Below are 18479 nucleotides of genomic sequence, written 5' to 3' on the forward strand. Positions count from 1 at the left end.
TGCCCGGGCCAGCAATTACAATTCCAGAGGCGGGGCGTGGCGCAGCTTGGTAGCGCGGGTGCTTTGGGAGCACTAGGTCGCAGGTTCGAATCCTGTCGCCCCGATTGGCTTGTTGTCTCAGCATTAGTAGCTGTTGAGACCTTGATGATCGTTCCAACCGGTCATTGTCTGAGCAGTTTTAAAGAACCTGTGGAAGTTCTCACTGCCCTGGCCATCCTTCCCTTTTTGGCTGCTCTCGTCGTCGGAGCCCGCGAGGCGGAAGACGCCAGCCGCAACAGCTGATCCAAATCGGCCTTGAACATTCGAATGTGAAGGTTCGGATCCGATAAGGGTTGTATCGGTGGTCCGCCCGACTTCCGTTGCTAAGCCGGAATCAGTGCCGGTCGATGCAATGCCCTTGAAGCTTGTTCTTGCAAGTCTGATTCTGGGGGGAATTGCAGCGACATCCAAAGCCGACACCTCCCGCGTCACCTTGCAAAGCGGTCAGTCCATCGTGCAAGCCAATGCATCCCTCACAGCATCGGGATGGCGTCCAGCACCAGAACGCCCGGTTCTCAACTTTGAGAAAACCCTGTCCGGAACTGATCTAAGGGCTTTAGCGTCCTGCTCAGGAACAGGCTCTGGCTTCTGTCGGTACGACTATCAACGCGATGGTCAGCGTCTGTTCGTTGTCACGGTTGCTGACGGCGCCCAACCTCAAAAAGCGGGCATCGTGACCCAGTGGTGGACTGAACCCTGAGGCCGGCCTGGTTTCAAGCCAACCCGTTCACAAGTCGAAGAGTTCCCCAGAGATCGAAAACGCAAAAGACAATTCCGATCACAATCAGATCCCAGGCTTTATGGCGCAACGCCCAAGGAGCGAGAAAGACTTCAGCAATCCCATGAAGAGCCGTCCCCAAAGCGATGTGCTCGAGAACCAAAAGCCCGTGGGCTAGGAGAAAAAGCCCACTGGCGACGAATCGCATCAACACCGTCCAGGAAGCTGACACCCTCGCCCTCAAACAGACATCACACTATCTGGTTCAGCCTGCGTCGTCCTGACCTGCGGACCAGCGCATGAGTCGCTCCCGCACAGAACCATCCCCCATGAGATCGAGCACCCGGCCGCCAGGGTCCCAGGCCCTTCCGAGCGGACAGGGCTGCACAGGATCAAATGAAGCCAACGTCGAAGGACAACCGAGCAGGCTGAAATCTGATTGGAGAGCAGGAACTCCCTGCCAGTGCTGATGGATGTGTCCAAACAGAACAGCCCTGACCACGGGATACGTCTGCAGAGCCTCCATCAACTGCATTCCATCCAGAAGACCGATGGGGTCCATCGCTGGGTCACCAATCGGAACAGGAGGGTGGTGAAGAGCAACCACCACGAACTTTCCGAGCGTTTGTGCCTCCCTTAGCTGACGCATGAGCCAAGACATCTGAGCGCCACCGATCAGCCCGGTGCATCCCCCCGCTCGGTGACTGGACAGAACAAGCAAACGCCAGGAACCCTCCTCCACCATGCCGGGAGCAACAACACAGCGGCGACCAAGAACGGCACGCAGCCTTTGGGGATGATCATGGTTCCCGGCCATCAGGCCAAAGCGAACGGCGCTTGCAGGTTTTTTTTGGATCGCATCCTCAAGCGAATCCCGCAGGCGCACGTAACCGCACCAGGTCTCGTCGTGGCAGCAATCGCCTGTGACCAGCAATAGATCCGGCTGTTCATGAAGGGCCTGATCGAGAGCCTTTCGGAACAGAGACAACGCTGATCGCCCGCGAACCCGCCCATCGGCTTGCGCTACCAGATGTGGATCACTGAGTTGGATCAGTCTTGGCATGTGCAGGGTCAGGAAGGCCAGCGCTAGAGACTGCGCTCCAGCATGGTCTAATCAGGGATTTATGTAGATCCCAGCTCACACACCAAATGCACCCGGTGACAGCCGTCACCATCCGCCAAGGCGTCGATCATTTGGCGGGAATGGGCGATCACCCACACCTGGGTGAGTTGAGAGATGGAACGAATCAACCGAGCAAGAGGCAGCAACAAGTCGGGATGAAGACTCCCTTCCGGCTCGTTGAGAACCATCAGAGGCGGAAGCCTTGGACTGAAGTGCGCAGCGGTCAGCAAGAGGTAACGCAGGGTGCCATCGGAAAGCTCTGCTGACTGGAGGGGAGCAGAAGGCCAGGTTGATGGAACTGCATCCGGAACAGACCATCGCCATGGTTCACAGATAAATGGGCGCCAGGGAATGCATCATCCACCGCTGCCAGAAAAGCCTCACCATCTCCGCTCTCAAGAATGGTTTGCACAGCAGCGGGTAAGTCGTGGCCATCAGCAGCCAGGGCGAAGCAGCGGGTGCCCACTCCCGGGCGGCGGGCGGGAGCCTCCTGATCCGTTCTGAAGCTGTCATAAAAACGCCAGTTCAGAATTTGCTCGCGCAGGAGGAGGGCTTCTGGTCGCTCCTTCGGATCCATCCCCAACTGGAACAGTCCGCGGTCTGGATCTCGCCCTCCGGCATCGGAGCACAACAGAGCACGGGGGTGAAAGGCTGGTCCTGCCCAGATCCATTCCCCCTTGCGTTCGGGATCAAGGGCAAATGCGGTCCGTCGTTCCTGGGGGTAACCAAGCTCTACGGCATAGGAAAAGGGATCTGCTGCGAATCCCAAACGCAGACGGACCGGTTTGGAGCGAGGTCCACCCTGGATGGGGGATTCCCCCGAACGCATTTCACGGCCAAAGGTCTCCGGACCAGCCCACATCACCGCGGGCAGCCGCCACGATCAGCGTGAGGGCACGGAAAAGATTGGATTTACCGCTGCCGTTGGCCCCTGTGATCAGAGTCAGGCGATGCAGAGGAATCACCACATCCCTGAGGGAGCGATAACCAGACACCGCCAGGTGAGTGAGGGTCAAACCTGGCCTCCAGTCTCAATAAACATTACTATTGAGAATGAAAAGCAGGATTCGGATGCCATCGGTCTCCACGCAACCCGAGACTGCCGGATCTCTTAAGCAAGGGCTGCATCAAGGCGGACGTCGTCTGACCCCCCAGCGCCGGCGGATCCTTGAGTTATTCGAATCGCTTGGGGGTGGACGGCATCTCAGCGCGGAGGACGTGCACCATCAACTGCTGAATCGTCAGTTAAAGGTCTCGCTCGCCACGATCTATCGCACACTGAGGCTGCTGGTGGAGATGGGGTTTCTTCAGGAACTACAAACCAGCAACGGCAGCCAGTTTGAACTCGCTGACGCCGAACACATCCGCCACCACCACCTCGTTTGTGTGCGCTGCGGGCGCACGGAGGATTTCGAAAGTGAAGCCGTTCTGAATGCAGGATTGAAAGCCAGCCAGGGATTTGGCTTTGACCTCATCGGCTCCAGCCTCACGGTGCGAGGCATTTGCCCTCAGTGCCGATGAAGAGAGATCAGTGATGCTCCTGCGGATGCTCCAAACAAGGCATCCAGAAGTCACCCATTTGATGGACACCCTTGCAGCCAAGGCTCTTGGCCTGTTCTTCGGCAAGCTCTCGGGTTGGGTAGGCAAGAGTTCGGGGATCATCCCCGGTCAGGGCCCCTGATCCTTCGCCGCGCTGATGCGCGTGGTGATCGTGATCACCAGGTTGGGCTCCCATTCGCACCAGGCCCATACTCATCGGTCCTGCGGTCCACACCCCCATGGTGTTCACCCCAACCGCAAGCAACCCCATACCCACAATCGAGAGATTGATCAAACCCATGGCCACAACGCCAATGGAAACCACACCCATCGGAACGATTCCGATACACACGACCCCCATCGGAACGATTCCAATGGACACCGTGCCCAAAGGAGCGATACCAATGGCCAGGCGTTTGGGTTTGCTGCCGCAATGTGCAGGCCCCTGATCAGACGATTGCAATGCGTTCATGCACCCATGATGACGTTTGCCCCCACCACGCCTACGCCGAGCCAAGCTGAATGTGATGAACATTGGTCAGCTTCAAGGATTCCACGAGGTTCTCGTGATCACCCCCCTGACATTCGAGCAGGGTGCGGAGGTGGTCCTGGCCGTTCGCGACCAATGCACCGTGGTGCTGAATCTCACGGCCATGGAACCGTCTTTGGCACAGAGGACTGCCGATTTCGTCTCCGGGGGCGTCAGAGCACTCGATGGCCAGGAACACCGCGTTGGAGATCAGGTTTTGCTCTTTGCGCCAGCAAACGTCGATGTGAATCTCAGCTGAGCGAACCGCCACAACTGGATCCCTGTCCAGCTGTGCAACCGAAGCAATGATCATCAACGGCAATGGGCTGATCGACCAAGCCATCCTGAATTGTCAACAGATCCGCGAGCACGGCAGGCTCCGCGCCGACTGAACAACCAAGTTGTTGGTTGAAATCGCAGTCATGAAGTGCACCCGTCCAGCTGACGCTGATCAACGTCCGACACATCACACCATCAAGATTGTCTGAACGATGCGCCTCTTGGAGGAGGTTTTGATAACACTCCAGCTCTCCACTAACTTCCAGATCTCGAGCAAAACGCTTGATCGGCATGTTGGCGATCGTCAGCAAATGATGAAAAGAAATCCCATGGGATGCCTTCAGCTGCTTTCTGTATTGCTCTTCCAGCGAATGCTGGGGTGGTGGCAAGGAGGGACCGGATGGGTTGTAGACAAGATCCAGCTTCAGTGAGGAGCCAGGCATTCCGTATCCCAACCGATTGAGCACTTGCAAGGCATCGAGACTGCGCTCGAACACACCTCGGCCTCGTTGTCGATCAACCCGTTCCTGCTCATAACAAGGCAGCGATGCCACGATGCGAACACCTGAATCAGCGAGGAATTCAGCAAGTGATTCCTGACCAGGTTCCGTAAGAATCGTGAGGTTGCATCTGTCAATCACCTCAACATCCTGGGCGCGGGCGGCACTGACAAGGTCTCTGAACTGCGGATGAAGCTCAGGAGCACCCCCAGTCAGATCGAGGGTTTTCAACTGGCAGTGCTTCAGGACCTGCGGAATGAGCTCCACTTGATGAGGCTCCATCATTTCCGTGCGCCAGGGCCCCGCATCCACGTGGCAGTGATTGCAGCTCTGATTGCAGCGGTACCCGAGGTTGACCTGAAGTGTTTCCAGGCGACGTCGTCGGATTGATGGGAATGACGAAAGCAGAGCATCCATGGCGTCAGGTTGGATTCTGACCGACTCCGCCATCAAGGTTCCGCAGCAATTCGGTCGATGAGCGCCACCGTTAGATCGTCCCCTTGGGTTTGAAGGTAGGCATACCCCGTTCCGTCGGAACGAAGAACCGCTGCATACACGTAATTCACTCCCCGGGCATCTTGCTGACGAATGCGACCGACGCAATTGTCATCCTGAAGAAAGCGACCTTGATAGGCCGCCACCTCACCGGCACCGTCGTACGACGACACGGCCAGACCAGCCATTTGCCACGCCGACCAGGTCTCTCGTTGAATCACGGCATTGGGAGTCCAGGCTCCATTCGCGAACGTCATCCCCATCTGACGACTGAGCAGGGTGCCATCCATTGCAGAGGGTTTGCAGTCACCAGCTGGCTGGGGCAACCACTGCTCCGTCACGACATCACCGACCTTCGTGCTGATGCCAAAACGGGGGGTCCCTTGATCGGTGAGCAGCACACTGCTCCCACTTCCCTGCTGGTCACGCGTCACGGTGAGACCGCATGTGGAAACTTGTTGCCACCGTCCCTGATACCGGGTTTCGCTGTAACGACGTCCCACACGCAGAAAGCGTCGACCACGAACCGATCCATCCTCCGACCAGGTCTCAACCTGCAAACCACCCAGAGGTGATCCGCCACGCTGGCCCTGGCGGATCACCAGATAACTGCCAGGACGCGGAGCGGCACACTCCTTTGGTTCCGGTTGATTGGCACGAACCGATGCCGGCAAGAGAACAGCCAACAACATCGGTCCGAAGAACAGCGAACGCATGCTTAAGACTCCACTGAACTCAGTGTGCAGAAATCAGCGAATTGGGCCATCATCAGCGAGCGACTTTGAGCTTCAGTTGTGCGCATCTGGCCGCTGATTGCGCTCGGAGTGTTCGCCGGGATCGCCGGGGGAATCAGTGCTCGCATCTTCAGTGGCGGATCCTTGAACTGGTCTCAGCCGTCGACCGAACTGATCTCGGTCCTGCGAAAGGAGCCACCGCCCCAACCCCCATCACGGGATGAGATTGCTCGCTACGTCGCTGATCAACGTGCCGAACTCGTTCGAGCGAACGGAGACCCCATCGCTGTTGAATACAGCAGCGTGATTCTGGATCCGCGCTGGATCGAGCTGGAATTTTTCGGAGGTTGGAACCGGGAATTCGAAGCCAATGAAGATCAAGAGGCCCTGCTCTTTTTCACCGGCCCAACCTTCGAGAAGCAGTTCGGCCGCGGGGAACTGGATATGGCTCTCCATGGCGATCTGATGCTCAGCAATGGAACCTGGCGGGCTGGAAACCGAGCAGCGGCGGCGGGACGGGCCTACATCGCCGTTTCAAGGGAGGGAGATCTGGTGTTCGGATACGGCGATCTCACTCCATCCCGTGAGGAGAAATACCGTCTCTTTGTTGGTGGGCTGCATGCCTTCAGTCATCAAGATCGGATCCCTCCAGACGACTATCGCGGTGTCTACGGAGAGATGAGACTGGCCGACGTTCGCATCATCTACGCACTTCGGTCCGATGGTGCACTTGAAGTGATTGAGACAGCCGACGGTGTGCATTTCAATGACCTCAAGCTGCTGGTGGAACAGCGCAACTTCAAGGCAGCCTTTCTTCCCGACCATGCCTCAAAATCACGGCTGATCGTTCCGGGCACCCGGCCGTGGAGTGAGGAAAAGGCCGTCTGGGTGAGTGGAGGCAAACCCTCCATTACCCAGCTGCCATTCATGCTGAGGGTTCTCGCCCGTGATGCGCTTCCGCCAACGCGATGAACCAGGTCACATAGCGCTCCGGGCCTTCAGGGATACAGACATCAAACCGCAGGGAGTCGTTTGGATCACTGATCCCCTCGAAAGAGCCATCCAGCAGAGAAGGGCGATCCACCTCTCCGCCGCTGCTATCAACGAGGACAACCCGGTTGCGGTGCCCATAGCTTTCGCCAAGCTCCTGGAGAAGGGTGAGAAATCCCCGGTCACTGCCACCGCGCAACCATCCATTCCCTGACAGACAAGGAGTTGACGTAACGGTGTCGCCAACGCCGACGAGGTGGGGCATCTGGTCCTTGGCAATGCGCTCATGACAGAGCGCAAGCAAAGCCGCATGGTCGTGGGGAGCTGTGCGGACGTTGAAGTCCTCACCCAAGGGTGCGGTACCGGTTCGATCGGCAATGTGGCGATTGATCAACACGAGCAATCCCACTTCCTTGATCGCGCCCCGGAGCATGAACTGAATATCGGTACTTCCCACATCACCGGTTTCAGCTGGCTTAAGGCGCTCGTACCCCTCCTGATCCCGGCCCAGGTTCGGAGCCACATGCAGGAAAAAGGAATGGCCCAGGCCCTCCGCTGCAGCCATCGCCATCAACGCATCCATGACCTCCTGGAGCATCGCCTGCAGCTGCCGTTGCCGCGCAACGTCATTGGGAATCAGGCTGAACAGGCTGTTGAGATTGATGGTTGGCGAGACCTGAGTGTCGAGGATCGCTCGCTGAATCTCCATGGCCATCGCCGCGTCTCCAAGCTCGGTCATGACGGAGGGAAGACGCTCGGCAAGAAGACCTTGCATTCGCGTTGGCACATCGGCGAGAAATGCCATCTCCGCATCACAGACACCCGGATGGGTGAGCTGTCCGTAACAGTCCTGCAGCTGCACGCCACCAGCTGCCAATCCGGGGAGGTAGAGGCCCTCCCGAGCAGGCAACTCAGCATCACCAAGGGCAGCCTCCACAAGCCGGTTCACACCACGGCGACCTTCGTGCTCGCCATTGGTCAGCACTTGAAAGCGCCCTTTCAAGAGCGCGGCCGCTCGCACATAGTCCGCTGGCATCCTGCGGGTGAGCGGGTCCTTCACCAGCGGCATGCAGACGCCATCAAGGTCCTGAACGATCAGCAGATCCGAGCTGGCCATCAGCTCCTGGTGAAGTTGAGCAAGATCCATCCGAAACACCCTGATCGCTGAACCGATCGTCACGATCCCACGATCAGGCCATCCAGCCAATCACTCAGCGAAGACTTCTCGCCAGAACTCTTGAGATAGATCGTGGCATCTGCTTAGTCTTAGTGATCAAGGCTTGATCAAAGGAGATTGCGCCGAACGCATGGACACGGCCCTGAACAGCAACGGCTTCTTCCCTCGCAGCTTGGATGGAGATCTGGTTCGGCAACGCATTCGCGATCTTGAGTCAGGGAAGGTCGGCTTCTACAGCGTGGGGTTGTACCCCGCGTCACTCGCTTACAACTGCGCCATGCAGCAGGAGGAACCTGCGTCACTGCTGCTAGCTGCCCGCCCTGGGCGAGAACTACTTGGAGCGTTCTCCCAGGAGGCCCTCGAGGGGATGGACCCGGATCACGTGGCCACCGTGGAGCGGATGGGTAGCCATCTCCAGAACGGTCAGCGCTGTCCCAACACCCTCAAGGACCTGTTGCAGCGCTGCGAGCTGGTAGTGCTTAGTGCGAACAGCAATCACGTGGAGGAAGACCTGCAGGAAGCCTGCCGGTTGCGTGAGGAACTCAACCGCGAACATGTGGTTCTGGCATGCCTGGCCGGCTCATTCAGCCACGACCACATCGCCAACGAGTCGTATGTGCTCTGTGAGAAAGTCCCCAATCTCGGATTCTTCTCCGGATTCCATCGGCACGGTGCACTGCGCAATCCCCACGACAGCTTCACAGCCAACTTCTGCCATCCCAGCGCCCTCACGGCCCTGCTTGCAGCACGGATGCTGGATCGACTCTCCCCGAATATCCAGGTTTCGCCCGGTATTCACAACGTCGAGGGGCAATACATCAAGGCCGCCAAGAATATGTCGTCTGTGTTCGCAGGGTTCGGATACACCTACCACCACGACAACCCCGGGGTGCTCCCCACCTTGCTCACCCTGCTGCTGGATCAATGCCTCGATCAGGCAGCCACCGTGTCGATGGCACGCCGGAACAGGCAACGCCTGTACAACCGGCAACCTTTTCCACTCACCGAACTCGGCTACGGGGTCCAGAGAATCGAAGCCGCTCTTGTAAGAGGAGGGGATATGGAGAAGGTAAGGGATCACACCTTTGCCCAGCTCACGGCGATGGTTGCTGATGTCCGCGGCAGCATGATGCGCCCTGTTTCCGGAAACCCAACCCGAAATTTCCAGGCCGGACAAGTGCTCGCCGAACACATGCGCGCTGAGCAACGCTGCCCGCAATCAATGGATGAACTGGAAAGCTGGTGCGAAGACGCTGGCTTGCGCAAAGGAGGTCTTGAGGGACTCAAAGCACTGCGCTATTGGCCTCAAATCGCCCGTAAGTATGCGATTCCAGTCCATGACGCCTCCATGGTCAACCTGCTGTATATGGCCATCTATGGGCAATCCAGCACCAAGGATGTGGCCTTTTCGGTGATGACCGAAAGCCGGGAGCTGTCGAATTACTGCCAGGAGTCTGTCCGCCCCACCCACAGCCGTCGCTACGCGGACGCGCTTCAAAACCTTGATCAGCCAGAAGCGATGGACTTAGTGGTGAATGCCGTCATTGCTGACAATGCCCGCCGTTTGATCAGAGACGACTCAGGACTCGAGGAGTCGGAGGCAAACGCCGAACCTCCCGCCTATCTCAAGGCCATGAATGTGATTGAAAATGCACTCTGATCCATTCGCTACACCGGCGGCAGCATCACGCAGGCATCAGCGATCTCGCGGTATGGGTCTGGATCACAGCTCAGCACCACCACTTGAAGCCCAAGGTCTACAGCCTGGCGCAACATCGCCAACACTGACACCAAACGCTTGGGGTCGGTGTTGGTGAAGGCATCGTCGAACAACAGCGGCAAGCAACCGTCATGACTGCTGCGCAGGGTGTCAGCCATCGCAAAGCGCAGAGCGGCATTGAACTGCTCTTTCATGCCTCCGCTCAGCTGGGCGAAATCAAATGAGCGCCCGGATCGTTGCAGCCGCAGCGTATTCAAGCCTTCGGTGGGATCGACATTGAGCTCACAGTCGTCCGAGGCCTCCAGGAGTAGGGGAGCCATAAAGCGATTGATGCTTTGCCTGAGGGGCATGGAATAGCGCCTGGAAAGATCCCGTCGCGCCTCCTGGAAACGCCTCAGCAGCAGCTGGCGCGCTTCAGCCACCAGAGTTTCCTGCTGTTCAGCCCGGATCGCCAGATCCCTTGCGGCTGCTGTCTCCTCGACCAGCGCGTGCAAGTCGCTACGGCCGAGACGATCGCAACGCTCAAGCAGGCCGCCCTGTTCTCGATTGAGATCCTCACGCCGACGGGAGAGATTGTGTTCCTGCTGTTCAAGCGAGGTCAACTGCCTCTCGGCGTCGACCGTTCGCTCAAGACCAGCCTCGGTGGTCAGCGCGAAAAGCTTGGATTGCTGAACGCGGCTGGTCTCCGTCAGAACGTCCAGCTGACGCTGAATCTGTGCCGCTTCACCGTGAGTCTCCACAAATGCTTGGCGCTGTTGGCGTCGCTGCAGCTGTTGGGCTTCCAGGCGTTCAACACTCACCCGTCGCTCCTGGCGTTGCGACTGAACAGCACTCAAGTTGCGTTCCAGTGCATCAAGGCGCGGACGAAGCGCCCGGGTTTGCTCCTGAACGGATTTATAGGTAGCCCTGCAGTCGAAGAGTGCTTGGTCCAAAGCCGAGGAATCCATCGTGAACAATGCCTCCGGTCCAAGGTCCTGCTGGAGGGCTGACAGCTTCTGCCGCAGGGTTTCAAGGGATTCATCGCCGTCAACTTGGACAGGGCGCTGCTGATCCAACTGCTGGAGGCGCGCCTTCACAAGTGCAAGCTCCTGGGTGAGGTTTTGCTGCTGAAGCAGCTGCTCCCTGGCCTCATCGAGGGATGACGCCCCCCACTGACGCAGTCCCTCATCGAACGCCTCCTGGAGTTGGGTGCGCTCGGTGGTCAATGCCGTCATACCGGTGCCTTCTCCGGGAAGCACCTGCACCATCACCCCCTCACCCACTTGCAGCCGGAACGCACCGGAACGCTGAAGGGTCTGTCCTTCCAACAACGCATCACCATCAAGCACCACCTCCTGATCAGCCGCTTCCAGATGAATCGACGACGCCATGCTGTTCAGTCGGATCTCCAATTCTCGAAGCCGTTCTTGCAAACGCTGCAGAGCAGACAGAGCCTCGGTGTTTTGTGCCGGTGCAGCATCAAGATTGTTTTGGAGTGATCCCTGTTGCGATTGAAGACGGGCCCGCAGATCATCCCATTGTTGATGGTCACGAATCCGAGTTTCAAGGCTCCGAAGCTCCTGCTGTCGGCGCAGTGCATGACCGCGCTCCTCAAGCGCATGCCGCTGTTCTTCCAGAGCATTAAGAGAGGCTTGCCGCGTTTTGAGCTGCTCGGACTGCTCTGTGGCCTGCACCACCGCTTTCTCCAGATCACGGCGATGAGCCTGGATTGAGCGGTCTGTCGACTCTGTTTCGGAATCAAGAGTCTTCAGGCTGTTGAGCTGCTGCTTGAGCTGCTGTTCTTCCTGAATGAGAGGTGCAAGCAACCGCTGCAGATCCAGTAAGGCGGTCAGTCGGCTGCGCTGCTGTCTTAGTTCAGGAACCGCGCCAGTCTCAAGATCTCGCAGGGCCTTCTCATTGCGATCAAGCTCTTCGCAGGCCGATTCATAGATCTCCAGCTGTTGACACGCGTCCTGATGCCGCTGCTCAGCCTGCTGCAACTCCTGACGCCGCTTCCAGAGTTCGCTCTGCTGCTTGACGCCTCGACTGGTGAAGCTGGCAGCGACCAGAACCTCAAGCTGATCGTGTATGTGTTGATCCAGGGGTGATTGCAGTGAGTCCGAAGCCTGGTTCTCTAAAGCGGCAATGAGGCCATTGAGGTCGTAATGGCTGCCATCAAGCTCAAGAAGATTACGGCCTGCAAGCCCTTGCATCACCCAGAGATGGGCCCAGCGGCTGGGCAGGATCCGGTTCACTTGCCGACTGCCGATGATCTCCTCGACACCGAGCAGTGAAGCCAGGCGATCCTCCGCCTCACCGCCCAGATGCGCTGGAGCTCCCATCCGACTGAGGCGGCAGGTACCACCGGCACCACTGAAAGATTTCTGCAGTGACCAGTGATGCCCATCCGCTTCGAAATCGAGTTCAATCTGGGGATGACCGGCATGCATCTCGGAGCGCAGGTCACGAACAGCAGCACCGGTTGCTGTAGCACGCACGAACAACGTGCGATGCATGGCCTCCACCAGCGAGCTCTTCCCGGTTTCGTTGCCACCGCCGATCAACGTCAACCCAGGCGCAAAGCCCACCTCCAGTATTCGATGGCGGCGCACACTTTCCAGTCTGCAGCGGATTAAGCGCATGGAGAGGTGGCGCAGAGCTGATGAAGTTCGATCAAAGCCTGCTCGATCAGTGGGTCAGCACCACCCTCGAGCTCCTGTTTCAAACCTGCAGCAATGCCACTGAGAAGCGGCCCATCACTCCGGTTCAAACACTGATCGAGCTCTCCATCAGTCGGATATCGCCGAAGCTCACCTCGCAAGCGCAGATGCAGAAGCTGCTCTGAAAGCTCGCTGAGTAGCGCCTGCAAACGACGATGGGCATCCAAGCCGAGCTGGCCGTTGAGTTCAAGTCTCAGCAGATCACGGCCCACACGACTGCCGATGCAGGCATCAAGTTCTTGGTTCAAGCGCTCCAGATCGGGAAGCCCCTGGAGCTGCATGGTGATCCGATGCCACGCAACCCGGCCAGTCGTGATCATCTGAACCCGAGGATCGTCCCCCCTTGTGAGGTCGGCAAGAATCACTTGCGATCGCTGATCATCTGGCCCGGTCGGGAATCGATCAGGCTCCGGGGTGCCGCTGTACCAGGCATTGCTCTGAACCTGCATCAATCCATGCCAGTCGCCGAGAGCGATGTAATCGAGCTCTCCTGTGGGCAACTGTTCCAGATGCAAGGCGTTCACATCAGTCCCAGAGCCAAAGCCCTGCACCGATCCATGGGCCAGCAGAACGCGTGGAGCCTTTGGATCCAGGTCCTGCCAATTGAGCTGATCAAGCCAGCGCATCGGACCGACACTGTCGTGACGGCGTAGCAAGGGGCAGGGCAATAGGGTCATTCCCGCTCTGCTCTTGGGCTCCGGTTGGGTCAAAAGCTCCAGATTCGGGGCCCGCTCCCGCATCCGACGCCGAAGATCCTCACGCCGCCAGATGCCACCAGCCCCGCCATGGTCATGATTGCCTGGGATCACAAGAACAGGGCACGGCATCGCACCAATCAGCTCCATCACCTCCAAAACCTCCGAGGCGGGAACGGTGGAGGAATCAAAAAGGTCGCCGGCAACGAGCAGAGCATCCACCGATTCACGGCGGGCAACCTCACCAATGCGGCTGACGGCCTCAATACGTTCTCGCTGCAGACGAGCCTGTTTCTGAGGATCAGCAATCCACCGGTAAGGCTTACCGATCTGCCAGTCAGCCGTGTGAAGAATGCGGGGCACGCGCTCCCTTGATGCGGTCGCAGCCCATGGTGCCGCCTCCCCGGCTGTTTTTCCGCACACTCTCACCTGGCAAGACAGCTGGAAGACGGCATTGTTTCGACGTGAGACCCAGGCGATACACCGTGACCAAGGCTCCCTCCGGCTCCAACGCATCCCTGGAGACCATCGCCGGACTGTTCCATCCACCAGACCAGATCAAGGCCATCGATCAGCTGGGATCTGGAAATGTCAACGACACCTTCCTGGTCACCCTTGAGGCCAGCGCAGCGAGGCAAGCCTTCGTGATGCAGAGGCTCAACACGGATGTGTTTGAGAGCCCGGAACTGGTGATGCGCAATCTCCTTCGCCTCGGCGATCACGTTGAGCGGCGATTAGCGGAGGAACCACCTGAGCTTTCGGGGCGACGCTGGGAGATTCCAAAGGTTCTCCCCACCCTCGATGCCGACGGGCACTGGGTTGAGCATGAGGGTGAGTTCTGGCGCTCGATCTCGTATATCGGAGCGGCCACAACAACCGATGTCATCAAGGATGAAGCCCATGCCTGGGAGCTCGGTTACGGCCTGGGGATGTTCCACCACCTGATCAGTGATCTGCCCACAGAGGAGCTAGCGGACACCCTTGAAAATTTCCACATTGCACCGGCGTATCTGGCTGAGCTCGATGCCGTGGTCGGGAGCACAGTGCCCATCACAGACGCCAGAGTGAATGCAGCTCTCGCCTTCGTGAATGCGCGCCGTGACGGCCTTGATGTGCTTGAGCAGGCCTGCGCCAGGGGGGAACTGCAACGCCGGCCCATTCACGGTGACCCGAAGATCAACAACGTGATGATCGATGAACGCACCGGGCATGCGGTGGGGTTGATCGATCTTGACACGGTCAAACCTGGATTGCTGCACTACGACATCGGCGACTGTCTACGCTCCTGCTGCAACCGCCTCGGGGAGGAAACCGCAAGTCCGCAGGATGTGGTTTTTGATCTGGAGCTCTGCCGCTCGATCCTGAAGGGGTACCTCAAGGTTGGGCAATCCTTTCTCAGCGATGACGATGTGCGCCACCTGCCTGCGTGCATCCACTTGATCCCCTTGGAACTGGGCCTGCGTTTTCTCACTGATCACCTTTTAGGCGACTGTTATTTCAAAACGGAGCGAGCCGGTCACAATCTGGATCGGGCTTGGGTGCAGTTTGCTCTAACCCTCTCGATTGAGCAGCAGTGGGACGAGCTGGTTGCCCTGATCGAGAGCCTTCGCGGAGTGAGCTGACGTGGCACGCCATCCAGTGATGGTGCGTCAGGTCTGCCCGCTGGTCCCCTTTTCTCCAGACGCATCCCCGACACTGCTGGCCAGTGCCGAGTTCGTATGGGAAGAACAAAACACCCTCGAATTGAGTTTCAGCCTGAGGCCACCGCAATCGGGGCAGCAGCTTCCGAAGCTGGAATTCATGGACGCATCACCTGGCTCGAGCCTGCGTAGCGGGCAGCGCCTCGATGGTCTCTGGGAACACACCTGTTTTGAAGCGTTTTTTGCCCAACCCAACCAGGATCGTTATTGGGAGCTGAATGTTTCACCAACGGGCGACTGGAATCTCTACCGATTCGAGAGCTATCGGACTGATGGTGTGCATGAACAGACTCCTAAGCCACTGATTCATTGGCAAAGCTCCACCCGGGATTGCCGCTGCACCATCGTGTTGAGCCTTGATCCCTGGTGGACTCCGGTGCAATTGCCGGAGTTAGCGATCTCGATGGTGCTCGAGGACAGCGACAACAACCTCAGCTACTGGGCTTTGTCTCACCACGGAAACGAGCCAGACTTTCACGACAGGCGAGCCTTTCTCTGCGCATGACCCGGTTCCTCATCCGTCGTCACCACTGGGCGACTCTGCTGCTGGGTCTGCCGCTTCTGTTCACGCCCCTCACCGTTGCCTGCCGGCAGCTGAACGCGCCGGCATCGGATCCCCCTGAAGCCGTCAAGCCAACGCTGGCTGGCGTTGGGATGGAACTGCCAACCCAATCAGACCTTCCAGTGGCCCCGAACGGAAACCACTACCCCCTGGTTCCGGCCCAGGAAGACAACACAGCGTCTCTCCTGGTCAGCATCGAAACCGCCTTGATCGACCCGGATCACGATCCAGCGGAAATTCCTCAACTCGCCCATCAACAGCAGGTCATTTACCGGGTGTTGTCCCATAACCCGGCCTTATCTGAAGAGGTGCGGAATCGTCTGCCCTCGCGTTGGCAATGGGTATTCGATCAACACATCGCCGCACGACGCTCATTCCTGGCCATGCACCGCGGACCGGCCTCCACAACCCTGCCTGCGTGGCGCATCCAGGCTCCTGCACCACAGGAGGCTCTTCTCAAGGCCTACCGCAGCGCAGCGGATGCCACCGGAATTCCATGGGAAGTCCTGGCCGCAGTGAATCTTGTGGAAACAGGAATGGGCCGGATCGATGGTGTTTCCGTCGCCAATGCACAGGGGCCCATGCAATTTCTCCCCACCACCTGGGCTGAGCCTGGAATCGGCAGAGATGGAGACATTCGCGATCCGTGGGATGCCATCCATGCGGCTGCGCGATATTTAGTACGACGTGGCGGCCTCAAGGACATCCGACGCGGTCTATGGGGTTACAACAACAGTGACCATTACGGCAAGGCCGTTTTGCACTACGCCGCGTTGCTCCAACGGGAACCTCTCACCTATCGAGGCCTTTACAACTGGCAGATCCATTACGCCGCCTCAGCGGGTGATCTCTGGCTGCATGAGGGATATTCAGCGGCATCACCTGTCCCCGTGGCTGAGCATCTGAAGCGCTACCCCCACAGTGCCTCCCCTCAGCGTGCAAAACCCAACTGAACCCTTCACCATGGCGTCGAAAAGCGGTCAGCCCCTCACCCTTGAACGCCACCCCTGAGTCAACGGGCAACCATTCGCCGATTGCTGCCGCGATCGGCAACACGGTGGAGTGGTTCGACTTCGCTGTGTATGGCTACTTCGCTGAATCAATCGGTGCAGCTTTTTTTCCACAAGATTCAGCCAGCCTGCAATTTCTGAGCGCCTTTGGGGTGTTTGCCACCGGATACCTGATGCGTCCAATCGGGGGATTGGTGCTCGGCCCCATTGGCGACATGTTCGGCCGGCGGATTCTGCTTTTGATGAGTGTGGCCATCATGGGCAGCTGCAGCCTGTTGATCGCGCTACTACCCACGACAGATCAGATCGGCCCCACAGCAGCGGTGCTGTTGGTGCTGCTGCGAATGATTCAGGGTCTTTCTGTGGGTGCGGAATACTCCAGCTCGATCGCTTGGAGTGTGGAGACATCCCCTCAAAAAACGCGTGGGTTTCTCGCCAGCGTGACAGCGGCTGGCGCCACCGTGGGCTTCATCTCCGGCTCGCTGGTGGCCACCGTGATTGATCACTTCATCCCGATCACCGCCATGAATGCGGGAGGCTGGAGAATTCCCTTCGTCATTGGCTCTCTGCTGGCACTTCTGGCACTGATGCTGCGCAGATCGATTCAGGACAGCCGTCCTGAGGGGGCTTCGAGTTCTATCACCGGTCAATGGCATCAGGTGATGACGGACTGGCCAGCCATGCTGCGCCTGATGGGCACCGTGGGCGTCGCCACGGCGGTGTTTTACGCCGTTGGGGTGTACTACGTCGACGAGGCATCCCGGCTTGATCCCGCCAATGCATCGCTCTACAACGGCATCAATACGGTCGTGCAGCTCTTCGGACTTGGAATGGCGCTCCTCGCCGGCCGCTGTGCCGATCGCTTCTCCCCCCTTCCGCTTGTGCGGCGTTCTCTTCTAATCAGCATGGTCTTGATGGTCCCAGGACTGCTGATCCTTGCCAAGGGAGGCCCCGTTAGCTTTGCGATGGGGCAGGCCATGGTGCTGCTTCCGATCTTTTTCTATTCCGGGGTCACCCCCCTGCTCCACCCGCTTTTCTTTCCGGGGGGGTCGCGATGTGCCAGTTTCTCCTTCTCCTACAGCCTCGTGGTGGCTGTAGTGGGAGGCACCGCGCCAATTGTGTCCACCTGGCTCAGGGATCTCAAGGGCTGGCCCAATGAACTGATTCTCTACCTGCTGATTCTGGCGGCCCCAGCATTCTGGGCCTGGTCCTCCGGCCCCCGGCATTTACGCTTCCAGGGACAGGACTGAAAAAGCTGCGTGGCCAAGGAACTCACCCATCGCGCCGATGAACTGGCCGCTCTCGGCTGGTCAGCGGAGGACGTGAACCGCTACGCCGAGCTGTGGGACTACCGGCAACGCTGGGGTGCGATGAACCTCGAGCGGGAAGACCGCCTGTTCCTGCGCAAGGCGGAGGCTGCACTCCCGGAAATCGTCTCTGGCAAAGCAGCGGCGAAAAAAAGCACCAAAGACAAGTCTTACTACCGCTGGCTTACCTTTCATCTGGATGCCATGACAGCATCCGAGGCTCACATGCCCCTTCCCAGTGGAGCCCGAGGGGCTTGGCCGATTCTTCTCGAGGAGGAACTTCGGCTTCTTGACCACTATCAACCTGTTCTCGGCCTGCCGGACACGCTGAAAGCCAAGGCATTCGATGCATTCCGTGAACTGATGGCCGAGCAGGCAGATGCTCTGCCTGAAGGGAGCATGCAGGAGGGCAGTTACGACTTTCAGAACGCTTTGATTGTTCTCAAAGAGAAAGAGAACAGCAAATGGCGCCACCTGCGCGAGCAGAGCGGAGAGCAACCCTATCCGGTTCTTCTGCAGGGAGCTGTCGACAGCTTCCGCGCCGACGTACGCAGCCAGTTCACCCCGCTACTGCGTGAGACCCTTCCGTCGCTCAAAGACAGCGACAAGCCCGAACCAACCGAGGGTTGAGTCAGGGCTGAAGGTCCTGTCGCTAGAACTGGA

At 58.5% G+C, this 18479-nt stretch carries 22 protein-coding genes and 1 tRNA gene; 12 read left to right on the forward strand and 11 right to left on the reverse strand.

Annotated elements, in window-relative coordinates; all coding sequences use genetic code 11:
- Window positions 1-30 precede the first annotated feature (30 nt).
- The 3 genes from SynMEDNS5_RS06795 (at window position 31) to SynMEDNS5_RS06805 (ending at window position 739) form a co-directional block, all read left to right on the forward strand.
- Window positions 31-104, forward strand: a tRNA-Pro gene (locus tag SynMEDNS5_RS06795).
- Between the two features lie 40 nt (window positions 105-144).
- Complete coding sequence (locus SynMEDNS5_RS06800; protein WP_186582695.1) at window positions 145-282, forward strand: hypothetical protein; 138 nt, start codon at window positions 145-147, stop codon at window positions 280-282.
- 109 nt (window positions 283-391) lie between these two features.
- A complete protein-coding gene (locus SynMEDNS5_RS06805; protein WP_186582696.1) occupies window positions 392-739 on the forward strand; it encodes a hypothetical protein in 348 nt (115 codons plus the stop codon).
- Between the two features lie 13 nt (window positions 740-752).
- Here SynMEDNS5_RS06805 and SynMEDNS5_RS06810 read toward each other — a convergent pair whose 3' ends face one another.
- Genes SynMEDNS5_RS06810 through SynMEDNS5_RS13040 form a run of 5 tightly spaced genes read right to left on the reverse strand, consistent with a single transcriptional unit; the run spans window position 753 to window position 2896 of the window.
- Window positions 753-989, reverse strand: coding sequence for a hypothetical protein (locus SynMEDNS5_RS06810; RefSeq protein ID WP_255440043.1), 237 nt, complete (start codon window positions 987-989; stop codon window positions 753-755).
- Between the two features lie 33 nt (window positions 990-1022).
- Window positions 1023-1820, reverse strand: a complete 798-nt coding sequence (locus SynMEDNS5_RS06815; protein ID WP_186582697.1) for a metallophosphoesterase — start codon at window positions 1818-1820, stop codon at window positions 1023-1025.
- A gap of 59 nt (window positions 1821-1879) precedes the next feature.
- A complete protein-coding gene (locus tag SynMEDNS5_RS13035) occupies window positions 1880-2110 on the reverse strand; it encodes an AAA family ATPase (RefSeq protein ID WP_255440045.1) in 231 nt (76 codons plus the stop codon).
- Window positions 2104-2742: an AAA family ATPase gene (locus SynMEDNS5_RS13095; RefSeq protein ID WP_255440046.1), complete on the reverse strand. Its 639-nt coding sequence runs from the start codon at window positions 2740-2742 to the stop codon at window positions 2104-2106. Before SynMEDNS5_RS13095 ends, SynMEDNS5_RS13035 begins: the two co-directional genes overlap by 7 nt.
- The gene (locus SynMEDNS5_RS13040) at window positions 2711-2896 is read right to left on the reverse strand and encodes an AAA family ATPase (RefSeq protein ID WP_222929777.1); all 186 of its coding nucleotides are present in this window, start codon (window positions 2894-2896) and stop codon (window positions 2711-2713) included. Before SynMEDNS5_RS13040 ends, SynMEDNS5_RS13095 begins: the two co-directional genes overlap by 32 nt.
- Before the next feature lie 55 nt (window positions 2897-2951).
- On the opposite strand from SynMEDNS5_RS13040, the gene SynMEDNS5_RS06825 reads away from it, so the two are divergent.
- Window positions 2952-3401 (forward strand): Fur family transcriptional regulator, encoded by a 450-nt coding sequence (locus tag SynMEDNS5_RS06825; RefSeq protein ID WP_186582698.1) that lies wholly within the window; start codon window positions 2952-2954, stop codon window positions 3399-3401.
- Between the two features lie 7 nt (window positions 3402-3408).
- Here SynMEDNS5_RS06825 and SynMEDNS5_RS06830 read toward each other — a convergent pair whose 3' ends face one another.
- Window positions 3409-3891 carry a hypothetical protein gene (locus SynMEDNS5_RS06830; RefSeq protein ID WP_186582699.1) on the reverse strand — a complete coding sequence of 161 codons (483 nt, stop codon included), beginning with the start codon at window positions 3889-3891 and terminating at the stop codon, window positions 3409-3411.
- Between the two features lie 55 nt (window positions 3892-3946).
- Here SynMEDNS5_RS06830 and SynMEDNS5_RS06835 point away from each other — a divergent pair, with 55 nt between their 5' ends.
- A complete protein-coding gene (locus SynMEDNS5_RS06835; RefSeq protein ID WP_186582700.1) occupies window positions 3947-4207 on the forward strand; it encodes a cell division protein SepF in 261 nt (86 codons plus the stop codon).
- Here SynMEDNS5_RS06835 and arsS read toward each other — a convergent pair.
- Together arsS and SynMEDNS5_RS06845 are read right to left on the reverse strand one after the other, a co-directional pair.
- Complete coding sequence (gene arsS / locus SynMEDNS5_RS06840) at window positions 4200-5144, reverse strand: arsenosugar biosynthesis radical SAM (seleno)protein ArsS (protein WP_186582701.1); 945 nt, start codon at window positions 5142-5144, stop codon at window positions 4200-4202. The genes SynMEDNS5_RS06835 and arsS overlap by 8 nt on opposite strands.
- Before the next feature lie 32 nt (window positions 5145-5176).
- Window positions 5177-5938, reverse strand: coding sequence for a hypothetical protein (locus tag SynMEDNS5_RS06845; RefSeq protein WP_186582702.1), 762 nt, complete (start codon window positions 5936-5938; stop codon window positions 5177-5179).
- Window positions 5939-6016: 78 nt separating this feature from the next.
- Here SynMEDNS5_RS06845 and SynMEDNS5_RS06850 point away from each other — a divergent pair, with 78 nt between their 5' ends.
- The gene (locus SynMEDNS5_RS06850; protein WP_186582703.1) at window positions 6017-6928 is read left to right on the forward strand and encodes a hypothetical protein; all 912 of its coding nucleotides are present in this window, start codon (window positions 6017-6019) and stop codon (window positions 6926-6928) included.
- On the opposite strand, the gene stpA is transcribed toward SynMEDNS5_RS06850, so the two are convergent.
- Window positions 6882-8093 (reverse strand): glucosylglycerol 3-phosphatase, encoded by a 1212-nt coding sequence (stpA, locus tag SynMEDNS5_RS06855; RefSeq protein ID WP_186582704.1) that lies wholly within the window; start codon window positions 8091-8093, stop codon window positions 6882-6884. The genes SynMEDNS5_RS06850 and stpA overlap by 47 nt on opposite strands.
- 160 nt (window positions 8094-8253) lie before the next feature.
- Between stpA and SynMEDNS5_RS06860 the strand changes: the two genes are divergently transcribed.
- Window positions 8254-9783 carry a hypothetical protein gene (locus tag SynMEDNS5_RS06860; RefSeq protein WP_186582705.1) on the forward strand — a complete coding sequence of 510 codons (1530 nt, stop codon included), beginning with the start codon at window positions 8254-8256 and terminating at the stop codon, window positions 9781-9783.
- A gap of 8 nt (window positions 9784-9791) precedes the next feature.
- Here the strand turns inward: SynMEDNS5_RS06860 and SynMEDNS5_RS06865 are convergent, their stop codons facing one another.
- Entirely contained in the window at window positions 9792-12464 is a 2673-nt protein-coding gene (locus tag SynMEDNS5_RS06865; RefSeq protein ID WP_186582706.1) for an ABC transporter, read from the reverse strand.
- Window positions 12455-13600: a DNA repair exonuclease gene (locus SynMEDNS5_RS06870; protein ID WP_186582707.1), complete on the reverse strand. Its 1146-nt coding sequence runs from the start codon at window positions 13598-13600 to the stop codon at window positions 12455-12457. The genes SynMEDNS5_RS06865 and SynMEDNS5_RS06870 overlap by 10 nt, the downstream gene beginning before the upstream one ends.
- Window positions 13601-13722: 122 nt before the next feature.
- On the opposite strand from SynMEDNS5_RS06870, the gene SynMEDNS5_RS06875 reads away from it, so the two are divergent.
- From SynMEDNS5_RS06875 to SynMEDNS5_RS06895, 5 genes are read left to right on the forward strand one after another with little or no spacing between them, the layout of a single operon-like run.
- On the forward strand, window positions 13723-14859 hold the full coding sequence (locus SynMEDNS5_RS06875; protein ID WP_186582708.1) for a phosphotransferase enzyme family protein: 1137 nt from the start codon (window positions 13723-13725) through the stop codon (window positions 14857-14859).
- A gap of 1 nt (window position 14860) precedes the next feature.
- Window positions 14861-15442 carry a DOMON-like domain-containing protein gene (locus tag SynMEDNS5_RS06880; RefSeq protein ID WP_186582709.1) on the forward strand — a complete coding sequence of 194 codons (582 nt, stop codon included), beginning with the start codon at window positions 14861-14863 and terminating at the stop codon, window positions 15440-15442.
- A complete protein-coding gene (locus SynMEDNS5_RS06885) occupies window positions 15439-16452 on the forward strand; it encodes a lytic transglycosylase domain-containing protein (protein WP_186582710.1) in 1014 nt (337 codons plus the stop codon). The genes SynMEDNS5_RS06880 and SynMEDNS5_RS06885 overlap by 4 nt, the downstream gene beginning before the upstream one ends.
- A 41-nt stretch (window positions 16453-16493) precedes the next feature.
- On the forward strand, window positions 16494-17759 hold the full coding sequence (locus SynMEDNS5_RS06890) for an MFS transporter (RefSeq protein ID WP_186582711.1): 1266 nt from the start codon (window positions 16494-16496) through the stop codon (window positions 17757-17759).
- A 9-nt stretch (window positions 17760-17768) separates the two neighbouring features.
- Window positions 17769-18446: a hypothetical protein gene (locus tag SynMEDNS5_RS06895; RefSeq protein ID WP_186582712.1), complete on the forward strand. Its 678-nt coding sequence runs from the start codon at window positions 17769-17771 to the stop codon at window positions 18444-18446.
- Window positions 18447-18479: the final 33 nt, after the last annotated feature.

The organism is Synechococcus sp. MEDNS5, from assembly GCF_014279875.1.
Classification (GTDB): domain Bacteria; phylum Cyanobacteriota; class Cyanobacteriia; order PCC-6307; family Cyanobiaceae; genus Synechococcus_C.